Annotated in this window: 17 protein-coding genes; 5 read left to right on the top strand and 12 right to left on the bottom strand. The window is 36.6% G+C overall.

Annotated features, from left to right (window positions below; all coding sequences use genetic code 11):
• The first annotated feature begins 214 nt into the window (after window positions 1–214).
• The 3 genes from AM592_RS19220 to AM592_RS19210 all read left to right on the top strand — a co-directional run bounded on the left by AM592_RS19220 (window position 215) and on the right by AM592_RS19210 (window position 2,076).
• Window positions 215–796 (top strand): TetR/AcrR family transcriptional regulator, encoded by a 582-nt coding sequence (locus AM592_RS19220; protein WP_053605275.1) that lies wholly within the window; start codon window positions 215–217, stop codon window positions 794–796.
• Window positions 797–1,204: 408 nt separating this feature from the next.
• Complete coding sequence (locus AM592_RS19215) at window positions 1,205–1,639, top strand: hypothetical protein (RefSeq protein ID WP_053605274.1); 435 nt, start codon at window positions 1,205–1,207, stop codon at window positions 1,637–1,639.
• A 68-nt stretch (window positions 1,640–1,707) separates the two neighbouring features.
• The gene (locus AM592_RS19210) at window positions 1,708–2,076 is read left to right on the top strand and encodes a hypothetical protein (RefSeq protein WP_053605273.1); all 369 of its coding nucleotides are present in this window, start codon (window positions 1,708–1,710) and stop codon (window positions 2,074–2,076) included.
• A 209-nt stretch (window positions 2,077–2,285) separates the two neighbouring features.
• Here the strand turns inward: AM592_RS19210 and AM592_RS19205 are convergent, their stop codons facing one another.
• Window positions 2,286–2,624 carry a hypothetical protein gene (locus AM592_RS19205; protein ID WP_053605272.1) on the bottom strand — a complete coding sequence of 113 codons (339 nt, stop codon included), beginning with the start codon at window positions 2,622–2,624 and terminating at the stop codon, window positions 2,286–2,288.
• Window positions 2,625–3,389: 765 nt separating this feature from the next.
• Here AM592_RS19205 and AM592_RS19200 point away from each other — a divergent pair.
• Window positions 3,390–3,596, top strand: a complete 207-nt coding sequence (locus AM592_RS19200; RefSeq protein WP_053605271.1) for a hypothetical protein — start codon at window positions 3,390–3,392, stop codon at window positions 3,594–3,596.
• Between the two features lie 234 nt (window positions 3,597–3,830).
• Here the strand turns inward: AM592_RS19200 and AM592_RS19195 are convergent, their stop codons facing one another.
• The 11 genes from AM592_RS19195 to AM592_RS19145 form a co-directional block, all read right to left on the bottom strand.
• Window positions 3,831–4,331, bottom strand: a complete 501-nt coding sequence (locus AM592_RS19195) for a type 2 periplasmic-binding domain-containing protein (RefSeq protein ID WP_148564351.1) — start codon at window positions 4,329–4,331, stop codon at window positions 3,831–3,833.
• 78 nt (window positions 4,332–4,409) lie between these two features.
• Complete coding sequence (locus AM592_RS19190) at window positions 4,410–4,994, bottom strand: helix-turn-helix domain-containing protein (RefSeq protein ID WP_053605269.1); 585 nt, start codon at window positions 4,992–4,994, stop codon at window positions 4,410–4,412.
• Between the two features lie 15 nt (window positions 4,995–5,009).
• Window positions 5,010–5,777, bottom strand: coding sequence for an ABC transporter ATP-binding protein (locus tag AM592_RS19185; protein WP_053605268.1), 768 nt, complete (start codon window positions 5,775–5,777; stop codon window positions 5,010–5,012).
• 25 nt (window positions 5,778–5,802) lie between these two features.
• Window positions 5,803–6,597 (bottom strand): ABC transporter permease, encoded by a 795-nt coding sequence (locus AM592_RS19180; RefSeq protein WP_053605267.1) that lies wholly within the window; start codon window positions 6,595–6,597, stop codon window positions 5,803–5,805.
• Window positions 6,597–7,706 (bottom strand): ABC transporter substrate-binding protein, encoded by a 1,110-nt coding sequence (locus AM592_RS19175; protein WP_053605266.1) that lies wholly within the window; start codon window positions 7,704–7,706, stop codon window positions 6,597–6,599. Before AM592_RS19175 ends, AM592_RS19180 begins: the two co-directional genes overlap by 1 nt.
• A 59-nt stretch (window positions 7,707–7,765) precedes the next feature.
• A complete protein-coding gene (locus AM592_RS19170) occupies window positions 7,766–8,002 on the bottom strand; it encodes a 4Fe-4S dicluster domain-containing protein (RefSeq protein WP_053605265.1) in 237 nt (78 codons plus the stop codon).
• A complete protein-coding gene (locus AM592_RS19165; protein WP_053605264.1) occupies window positions 7,983–9,713 on the bottom strand; it encodes a fumarate reductase/succinate dehydrogenase flavoprotein subunit in 1,731 nt (576 codons plus the stop codon). Before AM592_RS19165 ends, AM592_RS19170 begins: the two co-directional genes overlap by 20 nt.
• Window positions 9,714–10,112: 399 nt before the next feature.
• Window positions 10,113–11,534: a branched-chain amino acid transport system II carrier protein gene (brnQ, locus tag AM592_RS19160; protein WP_053605263.1), complete on the bottom strand. Its 1,422-nt coding sequence runs from the start codon at window positions 11,532–11,534 to the stop codon at window positions 10,113–10,115.
• 539 nt (window positions 11,535–12,073) lie between these two features.
• Window positions 12,074–13,453 (bottom strand): amino acid permease, encoded by a 1,380-nt coding sequence (locus tag AM592_RS19155; RefSeq protein WP_053605262.1) that lies wholly within the window; start codon window positions 13,451–13,453, stop codon window positions 12,074–12,076.
• Window positions 13,454–13,960: 507 nt separating this feature from the next.
• Window positions 13,961–15,334, bottom strand: a complete 1,374-nt coding sequence (locus AM592_RS19150; RefSeq protein ID WP_158320328.1) for an alpha/beta hydrolase family protein — start codon at window positions 15,332–15,334, stop codon at window positions 13,961–13,963.
• A 791-nt stretch (window positions 15,335–16,125) separates the two neighbouring features.
• Window positions 16,126–16,557 carry a PH domain-containing protein gene (locus tag AM592_RS19145; protein WP_053605260.1) on the bottom strand — a complete coding sequence of 144 codons (432 nt, stop codon included), beginning with the start codon at window positions 16,555–16,557 and terminating at the stop codon, window positions 16,126–16,128.
• A 334-nt stretch (window positions 16,558–16,891) separates the two neighbouring features.
• On the opposite strand from AM592_RS19145, the gene AM592_RS24230 reads away from it, so the two are divergent.
• Window positions 16,892–17,029: a hypothetical protein gene (locus tag AM592_RS24230; protein WP_158320327.1), complete on the top strand. Its 138-nt coding sequence runs from the start codon at window positions 16,892–16,894 to the stop codon at window positions 17,027–17,029.
• Window positions 17,030–17,032 lie beyond the last annotated feature (3 nt).

Genomic DNA, 17,032 nt, shown 5'->3' with positions numbered 1-17,032 from the left:
TAAAGAGATTTGTTGGTTGTTTCCTTACTGTATATCTCATTATTCGACAGCGTTTTTTCATGCAATATTTTTAAACATTTGTTGAATATTTAACTGCCGTTGATTATTATTATAGAAAGAAAAGAAGTGAATTCAATCGTTAATATATACGCTTTTGTTTGATATACAACAACTGTATGAAAATTGTTGATTAACTAAAGGAGGAATTTGAATAATGGGGACCGCAACCAAAACTGATAGACGAATCCTAAAAACAAAAGCAGCCATTAACAAGGCGTTTCTAGAACTGTTTTCCGAGAAAGAATTCGATCGAATCACAATTAATGATATTTCTGAACGAGCCGATGTAAATCGGGGAACCGTTTATCTTCACTACACGGATAAATATGACCTGCTCAATAAATGTATAAAGGACCATTTGGACAAAATGATCCTTTCATGCACGTTCACCAAGTTTATGCAGAAAAAAGGTAATCAGGTTGAGGCAATTGAAGCGATGAAGTCTTTATTTATTTATTTCGAGGAGAATTTTCTATTCTTTTCTTCTATGCTCTCCAATCCAAAAACTTCGACATTCCGGGAATGCATGTTGAAAATCATTACTACTACCATTCAGGAGAAGCTCGATATGCAGGGCATCAATCAGGGCATGGATAACGAATTGATTACACAATATACGGCCTCAGCCTTCGTTGGAACCGTAGAGTGGTGGATTCTGAACCATATGCCGCGTTCACCTCAATTCATGGCAGAGCACACGTGGAAATTATTTGAAAGAAATAATATTTGCAGCTAGTGTTGCAAAACTCGTTTTCTGGGGTAAACAAAAAGCCTGTGCCTTCGACCACTCGATAAATTATGTAACGATTGCAGTGAATATCAGCACACTAAATAATATCTATAACCAACAATGAAAACACGTTTTATCATCTCTCCAGATATTATTCTTAATTGCCATAAAAATACTATTCTAGAAAAAAATCTAAAAAGATAAAACGGTGCAGCCTCAATTTTGAACTAATAAACCTAGAGCCTTCCTATCTATTAATATAGGGAGGCTTATTAATGTTGTATAAAATTTGAATAATCTAATTGCTTCCCTGTAAAAAATTTCAAAACACCATAGTGCTTTAGGCACCTTTCTATAGACCCGCACATAATCATATCCTTGTGTGTCATTTACAAAAGGAGGTATGAAACTCTTATGGAAGCTAGTGTTCATGTAGATTCGTATCTAGGTGCAGGTCATTATATGACCACAGATGCAACGTTAAATGCAGAAGGGGTTATCAATGCATTTACGCGCACAAGAAGTGTAACTTGGTTTGGTGGTTACACAGGAGGCGTACAGGTATTAATGGTAGATGAAAATGGTGTTGTGATTGGTACGACAGCCCAGCGCAGGTATGGGGTCGATGGGACAAAGATTGGAAGAAGTGATCGTCTTGAACCATGGAGTGAACACATTGATCCATCTATTGCTAACCGGACAGTAAGATTGGCAGTCATACATGCGTGGACTCCAAAGGTTAATATTGCACAAATGATTGGGATTGCTATAGAAGTTGGCAAATTCATTTGGGATTTACTTGAGGAAGTTAATAGAAAAGACGCTGCCGATGGGGGAGTATCTTACTAACATTCATTGTATTTTGAGGATGGATCATTTCTACGTTTTATTTCAAATGATGAAGGAGCGTTCAAAAAATGAGAATTTTTAGATTTGATAGGGAAGTTGGAAAACCGGTAGAAGGTTTAGAGAATGATAATTACATTTTATCTAGGATCATTGTTGACGAGAGTCCTGAAACACTGAATCTTGTAAGTGCTCATTTTGATTCAGGAGATTCTACAGGACGTCAGCAAGTTATGATCAGTCAGCTTTTTCTTGTTGTTCAAGGAGAAGGATGGGTGTCTAAAGATAATGGAGAGAAAGTTTCGATTTCAGCAGGGCATGCACCTTTTTGGGCGACTGGTGAATGGCATGAAGTAGGAACAGATACAGGTATGGTTGCTATCATACTCGAAAGCCCAGCTTTAAATCCTGCAGCATTTATGCCAGAGTTGAAAATATAGCAAGGATGGTGCTATGGAGCTTCATTTCTTGAAGCTCCATTTTTTTGCATGCGTTTATAGGTCTTTATACCTTCTTAAAGTTACAGTAGATCCTGCCATGGTATTATTACAATGCTATCAATCTTAATTGTAAGTGCAGCTTTAAAATAAAGTATTATCCAACAAATAGCGCACCTTGATACAAGAGCAAATAAAAAGAGTAATAGTGGTTATGAAGAGAATTGAAACCTCATGACAAGCAAGGTTTCAGAAACTAATAAAACAAACAAGAAGATTATATGAGGTGCAACTGCAATCGTAAGGATCAACGCGACCAAAATTGCACACAGAATATTCGCTATATGGCACACAACAAAAACTCTTGTCTGCCTTTGCCTGATGTTAATAACAATATAATTTAAAAAAGCAAGAAAAATGAGCGTAAAACCAGCACTCGCAAACCAAAGAGCATCGATTATATACGAATTAAAAGTCATTGGAGTCACCGCAATATGAATCACTCCAATAAGAAAAATGGCAATAGTGACCATTAATATCGCTTTTCTCATGTAGACCCCTCTATCACGTTTTTTGTTCACTGCATAAACAAACCAAGAAGCTGCACGGTAAGTATCGAGTTTTCTCTATAAATCAATGCTTTACCTCACAGCCAATCGGTTCGCCTTTCACCATCATTCATTCTGGCTTTTACGAATCAATCCCAAGCACGTACACTTGAATTTCCACTAGAGTATTTTGCTAAAGAAAATTCGGCTTGATCATCAGTGCCATCGACAAATCCACCGATATCTCTGAAGATATGACAGCCTTCCGCATCGAAATCATTACTACCTGCTGTCTTAAAATAGAGGCCAGATCCTACCTTATCGTCTGGATTAAACGGATCTTCTTCAAATAACTGATAATAACCTGATTTACTATCTGCGCTAAGACAAATCGCAAAATTGCCTCCACCTGATTTAAAGTTTTTGCTTTGATTTGTAAAGACATCACTCCCTAGATAATCTCATTCCCCTGCAGCAAACGTGCTGCTTGCAAATGTAGAAGAAGGGACTAACAACGTAACTGCAAATGCCACAACAACCATTTTTGATTTTTCATAAATCTTCCTCCCCTTCATTTGATAACCTAATTCTATATCCCGAAAGGAAAATTAAGATGACCTGAAGTTTAAATTTAGTTTAATCCAGTCGAGCAGTGCCCGAGATAAATACTTTTGATTTGATTTTTCGTTACACAATTTGTACAATAGTTCCAAATTTTTTTAAATTATTAAAATAGATTAATTGCCCAAAGAAAAGGAGAAAACGATTATGCAGCTTTATAAAATCTCGACACCAATTTATGTGAATGAACTGGAAAAATCTCTTCTGTTTTATGAAGAACTGTTTAAACGGAGAAAAAATTGGACGTTGCAGTTGAAGGCCAGCTTGGTTATAGGAGGGAAACTCAGTTCAATCGTTTACTACTTTACGTACAATATTGATCAAAAGGAATTATTAAATGATGATATGTATTAGCTGATTTTTTACGGAGATTCATTAGAAAAAAAACTCCGATTTACACTCGTATATAGACCTTCGTATCATTGGTAAAGATGGCATGTTTGAAGAATACAGGCTCAACAAAAAAACGGGGAAAAGTACTGTTTTCCAAAGACTTTCCTTGGACAGCTTAAAGTATCGCTCCCTTTAATTCACCGAAAAGCATATTAAAAAAAACCAAATTAGTTTTGGATTTAATTGTTCGAATGTTTAATACAAAATATCTATCGACCATTCCCCTTGTATTATAGGTTGCTGTATCACTGGTAAATTCAATTCTTCGATGGCCGACTGTAAATATTCGGCTTTCACTAAAAAAGGATTACTATCGTTTACGTGCTTCATTGTATTTGAACTAATTTTATTTAATGTCTCTAAATCACGGTTATATATAGTAGAATCCCAACGCACTTTTGATATGATTTGAAAAACGACATCAAAAGGTATGTTCGTACATACAGACAATATTTGAGCAGCTTTTTCAGGATTATTTCGTATTAGTTGATGTGTACGTAAATGAGCTTTTAAATATGAAATTGTCACTCCTTCATGATTACGTATCCAGCTCTCTTCAGAAACAATTCCAGTTAAATAATCTCCTCCTTTTGCTTCGTCAACGAATATTTCTCCTGTCCCATAATAGCTGATCAAGCTAGGATAGGGTTCCCACATGACACTACAACCAATCTGTTGCTGTACAATACTTTCCATACTTTCATTCATTGGCTTGTAAACGACTTTTGGATGAACTTCTTCTCCTAGTGTTGATAGAAACGACTGCAGCCTGATCTAAGCACTTGAATTAGAAACCGTTGATATAGGAGATTGCAGCAATACTTCTAAATTGTTTTTCTTGTCTTTTGGAGTAACAAAAGAAATACCGCTCCCATTTCTTGTCTTTCCATCAAAACCTAAAATAACTGAATTAAAATTTGGCAGTAATTTACTAAGCTCATTACAAATTGTCATAGGATAATCACCTAACGATGCAATTTGCACTTCTCCTTTTATCATTAATTCTACTAACTCCAACCCGCTTGACGCGTTGCACCATTTTATCAAGACTCGTTGACTTGGGAAGTGAACATACAATTCTTCTTCAAAATATTTTAATTCTTTCATTAATAAAGCAGTCCACATGTGTGCGGTTCCGCTTTGATATCCGATTGTTACCGTAGTTACCTCATTTTGTTTCTTAATAGAATGTGCATATATCCATTCTTCAAGTTCATTCTTATTAAATAACACTTCTTTACCGATTTTAAAAAATGGTAGATCTTTATCCTTTCTCCAACGGTCAATTGTCGCACGACTCACACCTAAATAATTCATTGCTTGTTGCATATCCATTAGATTTAAACGCTCGATTAACATTTGAGTTTCCCACCTTTAAATATAAGATGATACTAATAAATTTAGCGGCGTAATTAAATCTAGAATTTTATTTCGAACTTGAATAAATTCCTGACTTGTTCGAAGACGGGGACGCGGTAAAGAGACTGATATTATTTCATTAATTTTGCCTGGTGATGGTGTTAGAACAATGATTCGATCAGCGAGATAAATTGCTTCTTCTATATCATGTGTAACAAGAACAAATGTTATATTTTCAGCGTTCCAAATACGTAAAAGCTCTAGCTGTAATTTCTGACGCAAAAACGGATCCAGGGCTGCAAAAGGTTCATCCATTAGTAACAATTTCGGTTTTAAACATAGAGCTCTCGCTATCGCTACTCGCTGCTTCATCCCTCCTGATAATTGAGATGGATAAAGATCAACAGCTTTCTCCAGATCAAGTAAATCCAAATATTCTTCTAAACGTTTTTTCTTTAATACTGAATTTGCATTGGCCATTTCCAGGCCAAATAAAATGTTTTTTCTGACCGTTAACCACGGAAACAGCGCATAATCTTGAAAGACAAATCCCTTTTCTAGAGAAGGACCGGCAATCTTTTGACCTTCAAAACGAATATTCCCGCTCGTTGTCTCTTCAATTCCGGCTATCATTTTTAAGATTGTGCTTTTTCCACTTCCTGATGGCCCTACTATGCAAACAAATTCCTTTTCTTGAATAGACATTGATAGATTACTAAGTACTTCTACATTTTGCCCGCCTGCATGATATGCCTTTGTAACATTCTCGAGTGTAACAAGCATAATGATCTCTCCCAACATTTGAATGTTATTTCCATTTAATGATGTACCTTTCGATACTTCTAATAAGAACTACAGAAGTAAACCCCAGAATACCAATTGTGAACATCCCAATAATTGAAAGATTATAATCCATTAAGTTATAAGCATACCACGTTGCATAACCGATCCCTTTTTGCCCAGACATCATTTCAGCTGTAATAACTCCCATCCATGATGCCCCAATTCCGACTGAAAGCCCGGTAAACATTTGCGGCAAAACAGCTGGAAGGTAAATTCTCCAAATGGATCGAATTGGACCACAACCTAAACACTTTGAAACATCTACAAATGATGATGGCACGCGTTTTACCGCATCCATCGTATTAATAAAAATAGGAAAAAAAGCCCCAATAAATGTAATGAAAATAATACTGCTTTCTATTGTACTAAACAAAATCATCGCAATCGGCAAATAGGCAATAAGCGGAATTGGACGAAACAATTCGAGATTCGTAAAAAGCGCTTCGCTTATTTTCGTGCGCGAAAGGCCAATCCAAAGTCCTAACGGCACCCCGCTTACTATTCCTAGGACAACACCAGCTAATACACGTAAGGTGCTGGCTGCGATATCCCGGTAGTATGCAGCTTCAAATAATTTCTGATACCACACAGTTAATACATCTATAGGTTGTGGAAGATTTCCGAATTGCAGGGGCCAATTGGTGTTTTTAATCACCAAGAAATGCCACACAAGAAGTAATACTATAACAGCTAAGCTTCGAACAAGATAATGGCCGGCATTTTGTTTTAATGCTGTTATACGTTTTGTAAGTGCAACCATTAATACACCCTCTCCTTAATCCACTCTCCTTGAAGCTCTTCATCTGTTAAGTATGGCGTTTCTTGTTGTTTAATGGCTTCTCTTAAATAGCTATCATCAATAAAATTCTTTAGTTTAATAGCTTCATTTAATCGTCCAATGCTTGTTAAAAAATCAATACTGCTATTTAACGTATCGATATCTTTTTGGTAAACAGTCGAATCAAACCTAATATTTTCTGCCATTTTTAATGTAATTTCGTAAGGAAATTTACTTTCTTTCTGGAAAATTTGAGCTGCTTTTTTTGGGTCATTCAATGCTAGTTGGTGCGCTTCGTTTAATGCTTGAAGGAAAGCAATAACATAGCTCCGATTCTCCTTTGCCCAATCTGCATTGGCAACAACTGCAGCTAAATAGTCTATTTTTGTTTCCTCTCCAGATAATAAAATATCGCCAACATTATTGGATTCGATTAAACTAGGGTATGGCTCCCATGTTGAATGGGCAGAAATTTTATTTTGTTCAACGCTCTGCATTCCAACCGTTACAGACTGATCCACAATCTCCACTTCGTTGACTAAATTATGCTGTTCCAGGGCATCAAGAAGCATGCGATGAGAACTGCTTCCGATCGGTGTGGATACCGTTTCACCTTTAAGATCCTCTATACTCGTTATTTTACTTCCTTTAGGCACTACAATGGATTGATTTATTCCTTCATATCCTTTTCCATCAAAAGCCAGAAATACAGAATTATAATTCGACTGTTTTAAACCAGCTTCCGCATTGAGTAATGAAGGCATATCACCTAAAAAAGAAATTTGGATTTTTCCGCCCACCATGTTGTTATTTAAAATAGATCCAGCATTTGCATCAAACCAAACAATATTAAAATCCTTATCAGGATGCTGTTCTTTTAAATATTTTTCAAATAAACGCTGATTCTTTACGATAAGCGCTCCCCACGTTTGAGCAGTTGGTGTTTGATACCCAATTGTTATTGTCTCTTTTCCATTGCTGCTTGCGTCCGCTGAATCTGCTTTGGTGTTTACCTGACCAGAGCAGCCTTGGACTAAGGAGACAGTTAATAAGAATAATGAGAATAATAAGAATTTTCTTTTAACAAACATTCTGTTCACTCCTTACTTTTCGTGCCGGGTAATAAATTTTCCAGCACCCAATGTTATTTTTAACGAACTAAGTAAGGCAAATTGACGGTCACAGCATCAACAGGACAATCAGTTTGGCAAGGTGTGCAATACCAGCATTCATCATATTTCATGTATGCCTTTTTGTCCTTATCTAGTGCCAAAATACCCATAGGGCATACTTGAACACAAATATTGCAGCCAATACATTTATCTCGATCAATAATGATACTCGCTTCTGCACGTTGGGGAACCAATTTAGTAGACAGATTGCTCATTTTGTATCTCCTTTTCCACTTCGTCATTATGATTACTTCCGTTAGGCTCTAAAATAAGTTCTGGCAGTTCTCTTGAAAAAATGTTCATCGAGCCATCTTGCTCCTTTTTTACGATGACCCTTTTTAACCAGTTTTCGTCATCCTTTTGCGGATAATCTAAGAAATAATGATAAAATCCCCATCTGCTCTCTTTTCGAAATAATGATGCTTTTGCCATCATTTCAGCACAATCTAAAATACTATAAATCTCTAAGGCACGCCCAAGTTCATGAGGATCTTTTGCCCCTAATAGATTCATATCAACCTTTCGAAAATGAGCAATTTTCTCGAGAGCTATTTCCAGTTTTACCGTTGTTTTTGGCGGCATCATATATTGTGTGACAATACGACGGATTTTGTATTCAACTTGATGATGTGGTACACCGTTAGGATTTGAAAGCGGTTTAAGAATTCGCTCTTTTTCTTCGAAGATTTGTGATTCGTCCACCTCAAGCAAGCTTTGTTTTGCTGCAAAATTAGCGGCATTTATCCCGGAGATTTTCCCAAATGTAAGGGCCCCCAACAAATATTGATGTGGAACGCAAGCCATATCTCCTGCTGCATAAAGACCTTTCATCGAGGTTTCCGCTTCATGATTAACAAGGACACCGGCTGCACTATGTCCACTGCATAGGCCAATTTCTGAAAAATGAAGTTCGACCATATCTGTTCGATAATCATTTCCTCTTCCTGCGTGGAACGTACTTCTGCTAGGTCGTTCATTATTATGTAAAATGGATTCAATTTTACTTACTATTTCATCATCAAGATGGTTCATTTTTAAATAGAGCGGCCACTCTCCTTTATTAGCCAGCTTCCACATATTCATAATCAACTCGCCACTCCAATAGTCACATCCTGTTACTCGGTTCCCTTCTGCATTAGCTGTAAATCCACCATATGGTCCAGCGACATAGGCACAAGCAGGACCATTGTAATCCTTCATTGTTGGATTAATTTGATAGCATTCAATTCCTGTTAGTTCCACTCCGGCATGATATGCCATCGCATATCCTTCACCTGAATTGGTTGGATTTTCGTAAGTTCCATATAAATATCCACTGTCAGTAAGGCTCATTCGTCCGGCAGCACCAGCTGTGAGGACAACCGCTTTTGCTCTAACTACAATAAAGTCTCCTTTGAATACATCAAAACCTAAGGCACCAACTACTTGATTTCCTATGGTTAATAATCTAGTTACCATAACCCGGTTAACAACCTTAGCTCTCATTTTTTTAACTTTTTTAGCTAATATGAGTTTAAGGTCATTAGCCTTTGGCATTGGAAGAACATATTTTCCTTTTCGATGGACACGGTGGACAACATAATTACCTTGGTTGTCTTTTTCAAAGTCTACCCCCCACGAATCCAACTCTTTAACGATTTCGTAGCACTCACTCGCTTGTCGATAAACCGCTCTTTGGTCAATTATTCCATCATTAGAAGCTGTTATCTCTAGAGTATATTCCTCTGGGGTAGCATGACCTGGAATAATAGCATTATTTAAACCATCCATCCCCATAGAAATAGCACCACTTCTTCGAATATCTGCTTTATCTAGAATGAGGACATTCAAATCAGGATTTGTCTCTTTGGCTTTAATTGCTGCCATTGTCCCAGCTGTTCCCCCACCTACAATAAGAACATCTGTTACATATTCTCTTGTCTCCAATTGCTTTCATTCCCCTCTTTTTTTGCTTTGTTTTGTTCAGTTTTTATTTATAACCTCAACAAAAAAAGAGGCACCTATCTAAGAAATTAGATGAGTACCTCCGGTAGACCGGTCAGAACACAAACAAAACCAATGTATTTGGTTGGGATTAAAACTTTAGAATAAATTTACCATACCAATTAAAAGAAGACAATAACATGATTAGAAATAAAGACCAATGAGGAACAATGATGAAAATGAACAAAATTTACCATCTCGAATGGTCGCTCATTCAATTTAAATTTATTTGGAAAACCGATTTTTTATAAGTTTGATCATATTTATGATCCTTCAACTAAATTGATGAAAAATTTAGTAAAAAAAGAAGCCTAAGTAACCTCTAGGCTCCCTGAAATTTTTTTATTTGTCTAATACTGTTGATTTATATTTAATCTGTTCATTATTTTTCAGCATACTTACTCCAAGTCCTAAAAGACCACCGACAATAGCAGGAATAACCCATCCTAACCCTATATCATACATAGGAAGATAATGACTGAAAAATTTATTAATAATTGAAATGTTTAAAGCAGAATCATTTAGGATTTCATAAAAAGGAAGATAGTGACTAAAAAATTTATCGATTGGAATGAGTATACCAGAATCATTTATCCCGCTTACTAAACTTACAAAAAAGGTTAACAACATGCTTCCTTGATAAACTTCAGACTTTCCATTAAATAATGGATGAAAGAAAGTTAGGATTATCAGTACAATCGCTAATGGATAAATAATCGATAGTACAGGGACGGAAATAGAAATTAATTGAGTTAAACCGATATTAGCCACTATGGTACTGAAAACAGATAAACCAATTGCGAGTTTTTTATAAGATATGGCTGGCAATAATTTATGAAAATAGGCAGCACAAGAAGTAGTAAGTCCTACACTAGTCGTTAAGCAAGCTACGGTGATCATTAGTCCTAATAACACGCCGCCGTAACTTCCAAAATAATAGTTTGAAACTTTCGCTAATACTGCTCCTCCATTTTCTAAATGACCTAGTTTTCCTACGCTGGAAGCACCTATATAGGATAGAGCTGTATAAATAATTGCAAGGATAACAGCAGAAATTCCTATTGCCTTCACGCAAACTGTTATAATTTGTTTTTTTGTTTTAGCTCCTTTTTCTTTAATGGCATTAATAATAATAATTCCAAAAACAAACGATGCAAGAGCATCCATTGTTAGATATCCTTCTTGAAATCCATTAAAAAAGGAGTGAGTTGTATAATTGTCTGTCGGTGCTTGAAATTTCCCAATCGGATAAATGAATCCAACAACTACTAAGATACCAATGAATGTTAATTTTATCGGCGTTAAGATTTTTCCTACAATATCGACAATTTTCGCGGGGTTAAGCGAAAAAAAACACGTAATACTGAAAAAGGCGATTGTAAAAACAAGTAAAGCAATAGAACTAGAACCTTCTGATATGAACGGCTTTACCCCTATCTCAAAAGAAACACTTCCTGTTCGCGGCATAGCAAATAATGGTCCTATTGCTAAATATAGAACAGTAGTAAATACGACGCCAAAAATAGGATGGACACGACTTGCTAAGGATTGCAAATCTTCTTTACCAGAGAACCCAAATGCCAATACACCGAGTAACGGCAGACCAACACCTGTAAGTAAAAAGCCCATATTAGCTGACCAAATATTTGATCCTGCTGATTGACCCAGCATTGCAGGAAAAATTAAATTTCCTGCCCCAAAAAATAGAGCAAATAACATTAAACCAATTATGACTATAAAGGAAAAAGGTATTTTATTTTCCATATTAGAACCTCCAATAAATTAATCAATTACACCGATTGAAAAAATATAATTATCAGAAAAATCATCCTACAAATATATTTGTTATCATTTTCAACCGTAAAAGAAACTACAAACCTTTCTCCAGTCGTCGATTACCGAAGAAAGGTAGTGTAGCTTTTTAAAAAAGTCTATTTGACGGGGCTGATCACTGACGATTATAGTCCCTTTATTGATATATCATTTTTGCCATCCATAATTAAACCATGCTAAACCTATATAAATCAAGAGGGTAAACCAAAGTTCGTTCCAAACACTTTTTTTGAAAAGAATCTACACTCTCGAATATGAAACTGCTATATTGGTAAAATACTAACATACAAATTTGTGCAGCACACAAAATAAGTTAAATTACAAATTATTGGTATGATCATCCGTGATGCTAAATTATAGCCTAAAAGAAAAAAGGAAGTAATTCTCTCTAAAAAGAGAATTACTCCGTACATTTCTAGATCAAAACAAGTGACAGGGGTTTTTGCATCTTTACTATAAACCCCGATGGCTTATTTTCCTACTACCTTTCCCTCTTCCGCTTGATTCGTCTTCGTTTTCCGCAACTTATATATCGCAATCAGCAAAATAAACCAAACGGGCGTTACGAACAAGGCGACACGAGTATCTTCTGCAAGTGCCAGCACGACAAGAACGAATGCTAGGAAAGCAAGGATCAAGTAATTGGAAAATGGATAAAGCGGCAATTTAAATTTGTTCACTTTCGCTAGATCCGGTCTTGTTTTACGGTATTTCAAATGGCAGATGACCGTAATTCCCCAAATAAAGAGGAAACATACTGTAGAAATACTTGTAATCAGCGTAAATACTCCTTCTGGCATAACATAGTTCAAAACAACCGCAATGAGAATGACAACAGTTGAAAAGAACAATGCATTGGATGGCACTTTATGGGACGTAAGTTTTGTAAATGGTACAGGTGCATTTTTATCTTTGGCCAGTGAGAAGACCATCCGGCTTGTACTGAAAATGGCGCTGTTACATGCAGAAGCTGCGGATGTTAGAACGACAAAATTGACAATCCCAGCAGCTGCAGCGATACCAACCGCAACAAAGACTTGGACGAATGGGCTTTCCATTGGGTTGATGGCGCTCCACGGATAAATACTCATAATGACAATAAGTGCGCCGATATAGAAAATTAACACCCGAATAGGGATATTATTGATTGCTTTTGGAATAACTTTTTCCGGGTCTTCTGTTTCACCTGCTGTAAGTCCTACAAGTTCAATGCCAACGAACGCAAACACAACCATCTGGAATGAGAGGATAAATCCATTTATGCCATTTGGGAACATGCCTCCGTGACTCCATAGATTCGTGAAACTAGATGGGCCTGAGCTGGTAGAAAAACCTTTTATGATCATGAAAATACCGATAACAATTAGTGCCAGAATCGCGATAACCTTAATTAATGCGAACCAGAATTCCATTTCACCAAAAAGTTTTACGGTTGCAAGGTTCATAATTAACAAAATGACAAGCGCAATTAATCCTGGAATCCACTGTGGCAGATCAGGAAACCAAAATTGGGTATAGAGACCAACTGCTGTTATGTCGGCCATTGCAATTGAAATCCAGCAAAACCAGTAAGTCCATCCAGTGATAAACGCTGCCATGTTACCTAAATAGTCTTTAATAAAATCAACAAAAGAATTATATTTTAAATTGGTTAAGAGTAGTTCTCCAAGTGCGCGCATGATTAAAAAGCAAATTACTCCTGTAATCATGTAAGCAAATAAAATCGATGGTCCTGCTAAATGAATAGACTTTCCAGCACCAAGAAATAATCCAGTTCCGATTGCCCCGCCAATAGCGATTAGCTGTACGTGCCTATTTTTAAGGCCTCTCGACAATTTTTGTTCTTGCATATGATTTCCTTCTCTCTAATCTGTTTGCATTTTTTGCTGATCATAAATTTTTAATAATCAATTGATAGCAAATTAACATCTAGATAAGAGTTTAACATATTATCAGTTAATTCCACGGCAAAAAATTATTCCAATAAATTTTTTTGATACAAAATTTCAAGAAAGCGATTGCAAATAATGGCGTTATTACTTTGTCCATATATTCAATTTTGGGAAACGAACCGGTAGACTGAACATTTTTCTAATATATAATATTGCGCCAGTACTTTGTTTTTTTAATGCTTTTTCCTTTGAAAATACTGCCCTGATAGAGCTGTTTTCTGATGGTATTTATACAGCGATGATAACGAAACTTCAACCAGTACCAACGATTGCTATTATGGGAATTAGCCAGAGGGGCAATCAAAGTGACCGACTAGGAGCCGGTACAGCTTGAGGCGCAAAACAGCCGGTCGAACAAATCCGTTAGACCGGCTGTTTTCTGGCTAAGGGGGAAGTTTATTTCTTTTATTGTGGTAAAGATACCGTTACTTCAGGAAAGGGGGAAGACGGGCTGTCAAAAAGGGTGTCTGTTTTTCCTTTTAAATGTTTGTCAAAAAAGTCTAGTGTATATTTATTGATGATAGTGTGCGCATGACGTGGAGACATGTCACGATTCCATGAAAAAAATGGCGACAGCAAATACATGTCGGTCAAACTCAGATGGTCTATCTTGTCAATCATCACACTGTAACCACCGTTTTTGAGTAGATTGTTTTTGCGCATCGGAATTTCTTTCGATATAAAGTCAAAACCTTCACGGGTCAACCCCATTTGTTGCAACTCCTCATCGGTCGGTTCATCGGTGCTGTCAGTTTCTGGTGGTTTCACGTTCATCATGAGAAACGGCTGTTTAAGGCCGTCTTTCAAATCCCCTTTTCCGAACAGCGTTCCATCCATATTCATCCCCGCTTTAAACCGCGAATCCGCTAACAATGTCTGTGCAGCGGCCGCGCCGCCGAAGGAGTGGCCGAACATGCCCACACTCGCAAGATTGATTTTCCCGTTCAAAATGCCGTTCGGATCTTTAGCATTTAGCTGCTCCATTTTGTCCAGCACAAAGGTTGAATCTGGCACCCAGATATCGGAGATAAGTTGATCCCAACTATCCCAATCGGTCAAAGCTGGTACGTTGTCGCTCAATACAGCAAGCTCTCCGTTAGGAAACTCAGTCGCTAAAGAGTAATAAGAGTAGTCGATACAAGCCACGATATAACCATGACTGACTAGCTCCTCCACTTGTGACGTATTCGTATAGCGGCTTCCCGGAAAACCGTGTGCAAACAGAAGCAGCGGATAGTTCATCTGAGAGCCGGAAATTTTCGCATTAATTCTGGCGTGAGTGTTTACGTTGCCAAGATAGTCTATGAAGAAGCCAGGAACCCCGTACTTTTGTTGAACAGCCGTCTGCAAACCGGACAAGTCTGGAATGTTGGGTAATATCTTTTCATCCCCGGAAGGTTCTGCTGGATACCAAACCTGTACCATCAGCTGCCTTTTGTCAGAAGGATCTTCAGTCAGCTTTTCCTCCCTTTTATCATCTATCCAATGGTAACTTGCCGTTCCTATCAGGTAGGGACCACTTGGCTTAGCGATTTCAAAAACAGGCAGTAATATAGGAAGTCCAACCGCAATAACTACGTATAGCGATCCAAGGATAACAGCGATAACCTTTAAAGCGGGATGCAATAACCTGTTTGATTGGCTTCGGAACTGCATAGCAGACCGTAACAGCAAAAATAACGTTAGCGCATAAGAAGGCACCATCTGCCAGCGGTAATGCTCGACAACAAGCTGCAGAACTAAGAAAATCAGAGCTACTCCGCTCAATGCAAGGAGCAACTTTCTTGCTTTTCCCCTTTTCCATAGGAGTATGACAAGTGTCAGTACATTGAGGCTGAGTAATAAGATTTCAAGGGTTCTCATCGAACTTACAGCACTCTCCTTATACGTCTGATTATTTGGAACAGTTTCTTTACCACATGATATGTAATCTAGTTTTGAGAGAGGGATCACTGGTGAAGATCTTGCTATAAGAGGTCATTCAAAAAGCTTTTAAAACTGAAAAACATTTTAAATATATTACGTAAATATTAACTTCGAACTACAGTATTATAGACGGGGTGTAAATTTTATGTGAAGATGCATTTCCAACCGTGTATAGTTAAGCATATTGATTTTCCAAAATAAAATTCATCTATAAATTCGACCTGCCTATCTTCAACATGCAGAAAGAACGCAATTTCGTGCTGCAGAATTACTTCAGGGGATTATCAGGTTATACAGTAGAACAAAAAAGGCTGGCGTTAAGATAGGTATTTTTGCCCAACCCCTGTACCGTGTCAAACTTGAGTTAACGAATCAATCAAAAAAAGCTGCTGGATCTGAAGTCATTGCTTATGGAGAAGTAGAAGACGGAAAATACATTGAGCTTTTTGAAAAAAACTATATAAGCTTCCGATTTCTCAATCGCTTGCGAATTTAAAATAGACATCCGATTTAAATCGCTGCCTAATATTAATTGCAATTAATAAGAATCTCAAATCACCTCAAGAGAACCAGTATAACGGCAAAGAGCCTCACGTTTTATGAGGCCCTTTGCTGTTATACTGATAAACTAATTATTCGATTTTTTAATTATGCGGGATCTGTACATTAGGGCATCGTTTTTTCAACTCGTTGATAAACTTCATTTTATCTCTTGGTGAAATTTTTATACTACCATGAGATTCTCGTTGATAAAATAATTCAAGTCCCTTATCAGTTGATGAAATTTGATAACCTGTCAACTTATCTGACGTTGGAGCAACCTTTATTATACTTTGATAAGGGATTTTATTTTGAAATGGTCCACCTTTTATTAATAGATAATCTTCGTAAAAAACATACTTAATAGAAACTGCGTACCACCATAAAAAAATTGCTGAAATAATAAAGATTGTAGATATAATAATTAATGTTGTAAATGATGTTATGAAGGGAACCAGGAATATAAACCCCATTATCCAAATCAATAAGAAGATAAATGTTATAAAAAAAACATCAGGTTTTGAATGATAAACCATAAAGTTAATCCCCCCTCTTTTATAAAATTATACGATTATTTCAAAAAAAAAATTCTACTTAGATTATAAAGCATATTGCAGACGATTATAATTCATTAATTTACTTTTTTTAAAAATACAACTATTTTCATGAACAGAAAATAAAGTTGTAAGAATTTTAAGGGTATTAAGAGTATATTGTATGGGTTGTTTTATTAAAGCAATATAATAATTAGATAAATAAGACTATTTTGAAATTATCGACTTTACTCCATGATCTACTTCTGTTATTTTTGTTAGGTATGGGTAAAAATACCATCCACTCAAAAAATAGGAGATGGAGGAGAAATTTCTGATGGATTTATTGAAGAAAATGGTTGTTGTCGCTATGGCTTTAACGTTATTAGTCTCAGGATCGGCTAGCCCAATCTCTAATGCTAATGCCAAATCAACAGAGGAAAGTTCCCGCAGTGTTGAACAAATGAAATTTTGAACA

It is taken from the genome of Bacillus gobiensis, from assembly GCF_001278705.1.
In the GTDB taxonomy this organism is placed as follows: domain Bacteria; phylum Bacillota; class Bacilli; order Bacillales; family Bacillaceae; genus Bacillus; species Bacillus gobiensis.
The sequence above is the reverse complement of the archived record's forward strand: the minus strand, read 5'-3'. Positions and strand labels throughout refer to the sequence as shown.

What these genes read in the sequence shown, in the direction of transcription:
- AM592_RS19205 (WP_053605272.1), bottom strand. Translation starts at nt 2,624, where the DNA reads ATGAGAAAAGCGATATTAATGGTCACTATTGCCATTTTTCTTATTGGA.
- AM592_RS19220 (WP_053605275.1), top strand. Translation starts at nt 215, where the DNA reads ATGGGGACCGCAACCAAAACTGATAGACGAATCCTAAAAACAAAAGCA.
- AM592_RS19195 (WP_148564351.1), bottom strand. Translation starts at nt 4,331, where the DNA reads ATGGAAAGTATTGTACAGCAACAGATTGGTTGTAGTGTCATGTGGGAA.
- AM592_RS19180 (WP_053605267.1), bottom strand. Translation starts at nt 6,597, where the DNA reads ATGGTTGCACTTACAAAACGTATAACAGCATTAAAACAAAATGCCGGC.
- AM592_RS19200 (WP_053605271.1), top strand. Translation starts at nt 3,390, where the DNA reads ATGCAGCTTTATAAAATCTCGACACCAATTTATGTGAATGAACTGGAA.
- AM592_RS19210 (WP_053605273.1), top strand. Translation starts at nt 1,708, where the DNA reads ATGAGAATTTTTAGATTTGATAGGGAAGTTGGAAAACCGGTAGAAGGT.
- AM592_RS19185 (WP_053605268.1), bottom strand. Translation starts at nt 5,777, where the DNA reads ATGCTTGTTACACTCGAGAATGTTACAAAGGCATATCATGCAGGCGGG.
- AM592_RS19170 (WP_053605265.1), bottom strand. Translation starts at nt 8,002, where the DNA reads ATGAGCAATCTGTCTACTAAATTGGTTCCCCAACGTGCAGAAGCGAGT.
- AM592_RS24230 (WP_158320327.1), top strand. Translation starts at nt 16,892, where the DNA reads ATGGATTTATTGAAGAAAATGGTTGTTGTCGCTATGGCTTTAACGTTA.
- AM592_RS19155 (WP_053605262.1), bottom strand. Translation starts at nt 13,453, where the DNA reads ATGCAAGAACAAAAATTGTCGAGAGGCCTTAAAAATAGGCACGTACAG.
- AM592_RS19215 (WP_053605274.1), top strand. Translation starts at nt 1,205, where the DNA reads ATGGAAGCTAGTGTTCATGTAGATTCGTATCTAGGTGCAGGTCATTAT.
- AM592_RS19175 (WP_053605266.1), bottom strand. Translation starts at nt 7,706, where the DNA reads ATGTTTGTTAAAAGAAAATTCTTATTATTCTCATTATTCTTATTAACT.
- brnQ (WP_053605263.1), bottom strand. Translation starts at nt 11,534, where the DNA reads ATGGAAAATAAAATACCTTTTTCCTTTATAGTCATAATTGGTTTAATG.
- AM592_RS19190 (WP_053605269.1), bottom strand. Translation starts at nt 4,994, where the DNA reads ATGTTAATCGAGCGTTTAAATCTAATGGATATGCAACAAGCAATGAAT.
- AM592_RS19145 (WP_053605260.1), bottom strand. Translation starts at nt 16,557, where the DNA reads ATGGTTTATCATTCAAAACCTGATGTTTTTTTTATAACATTTATCTTC.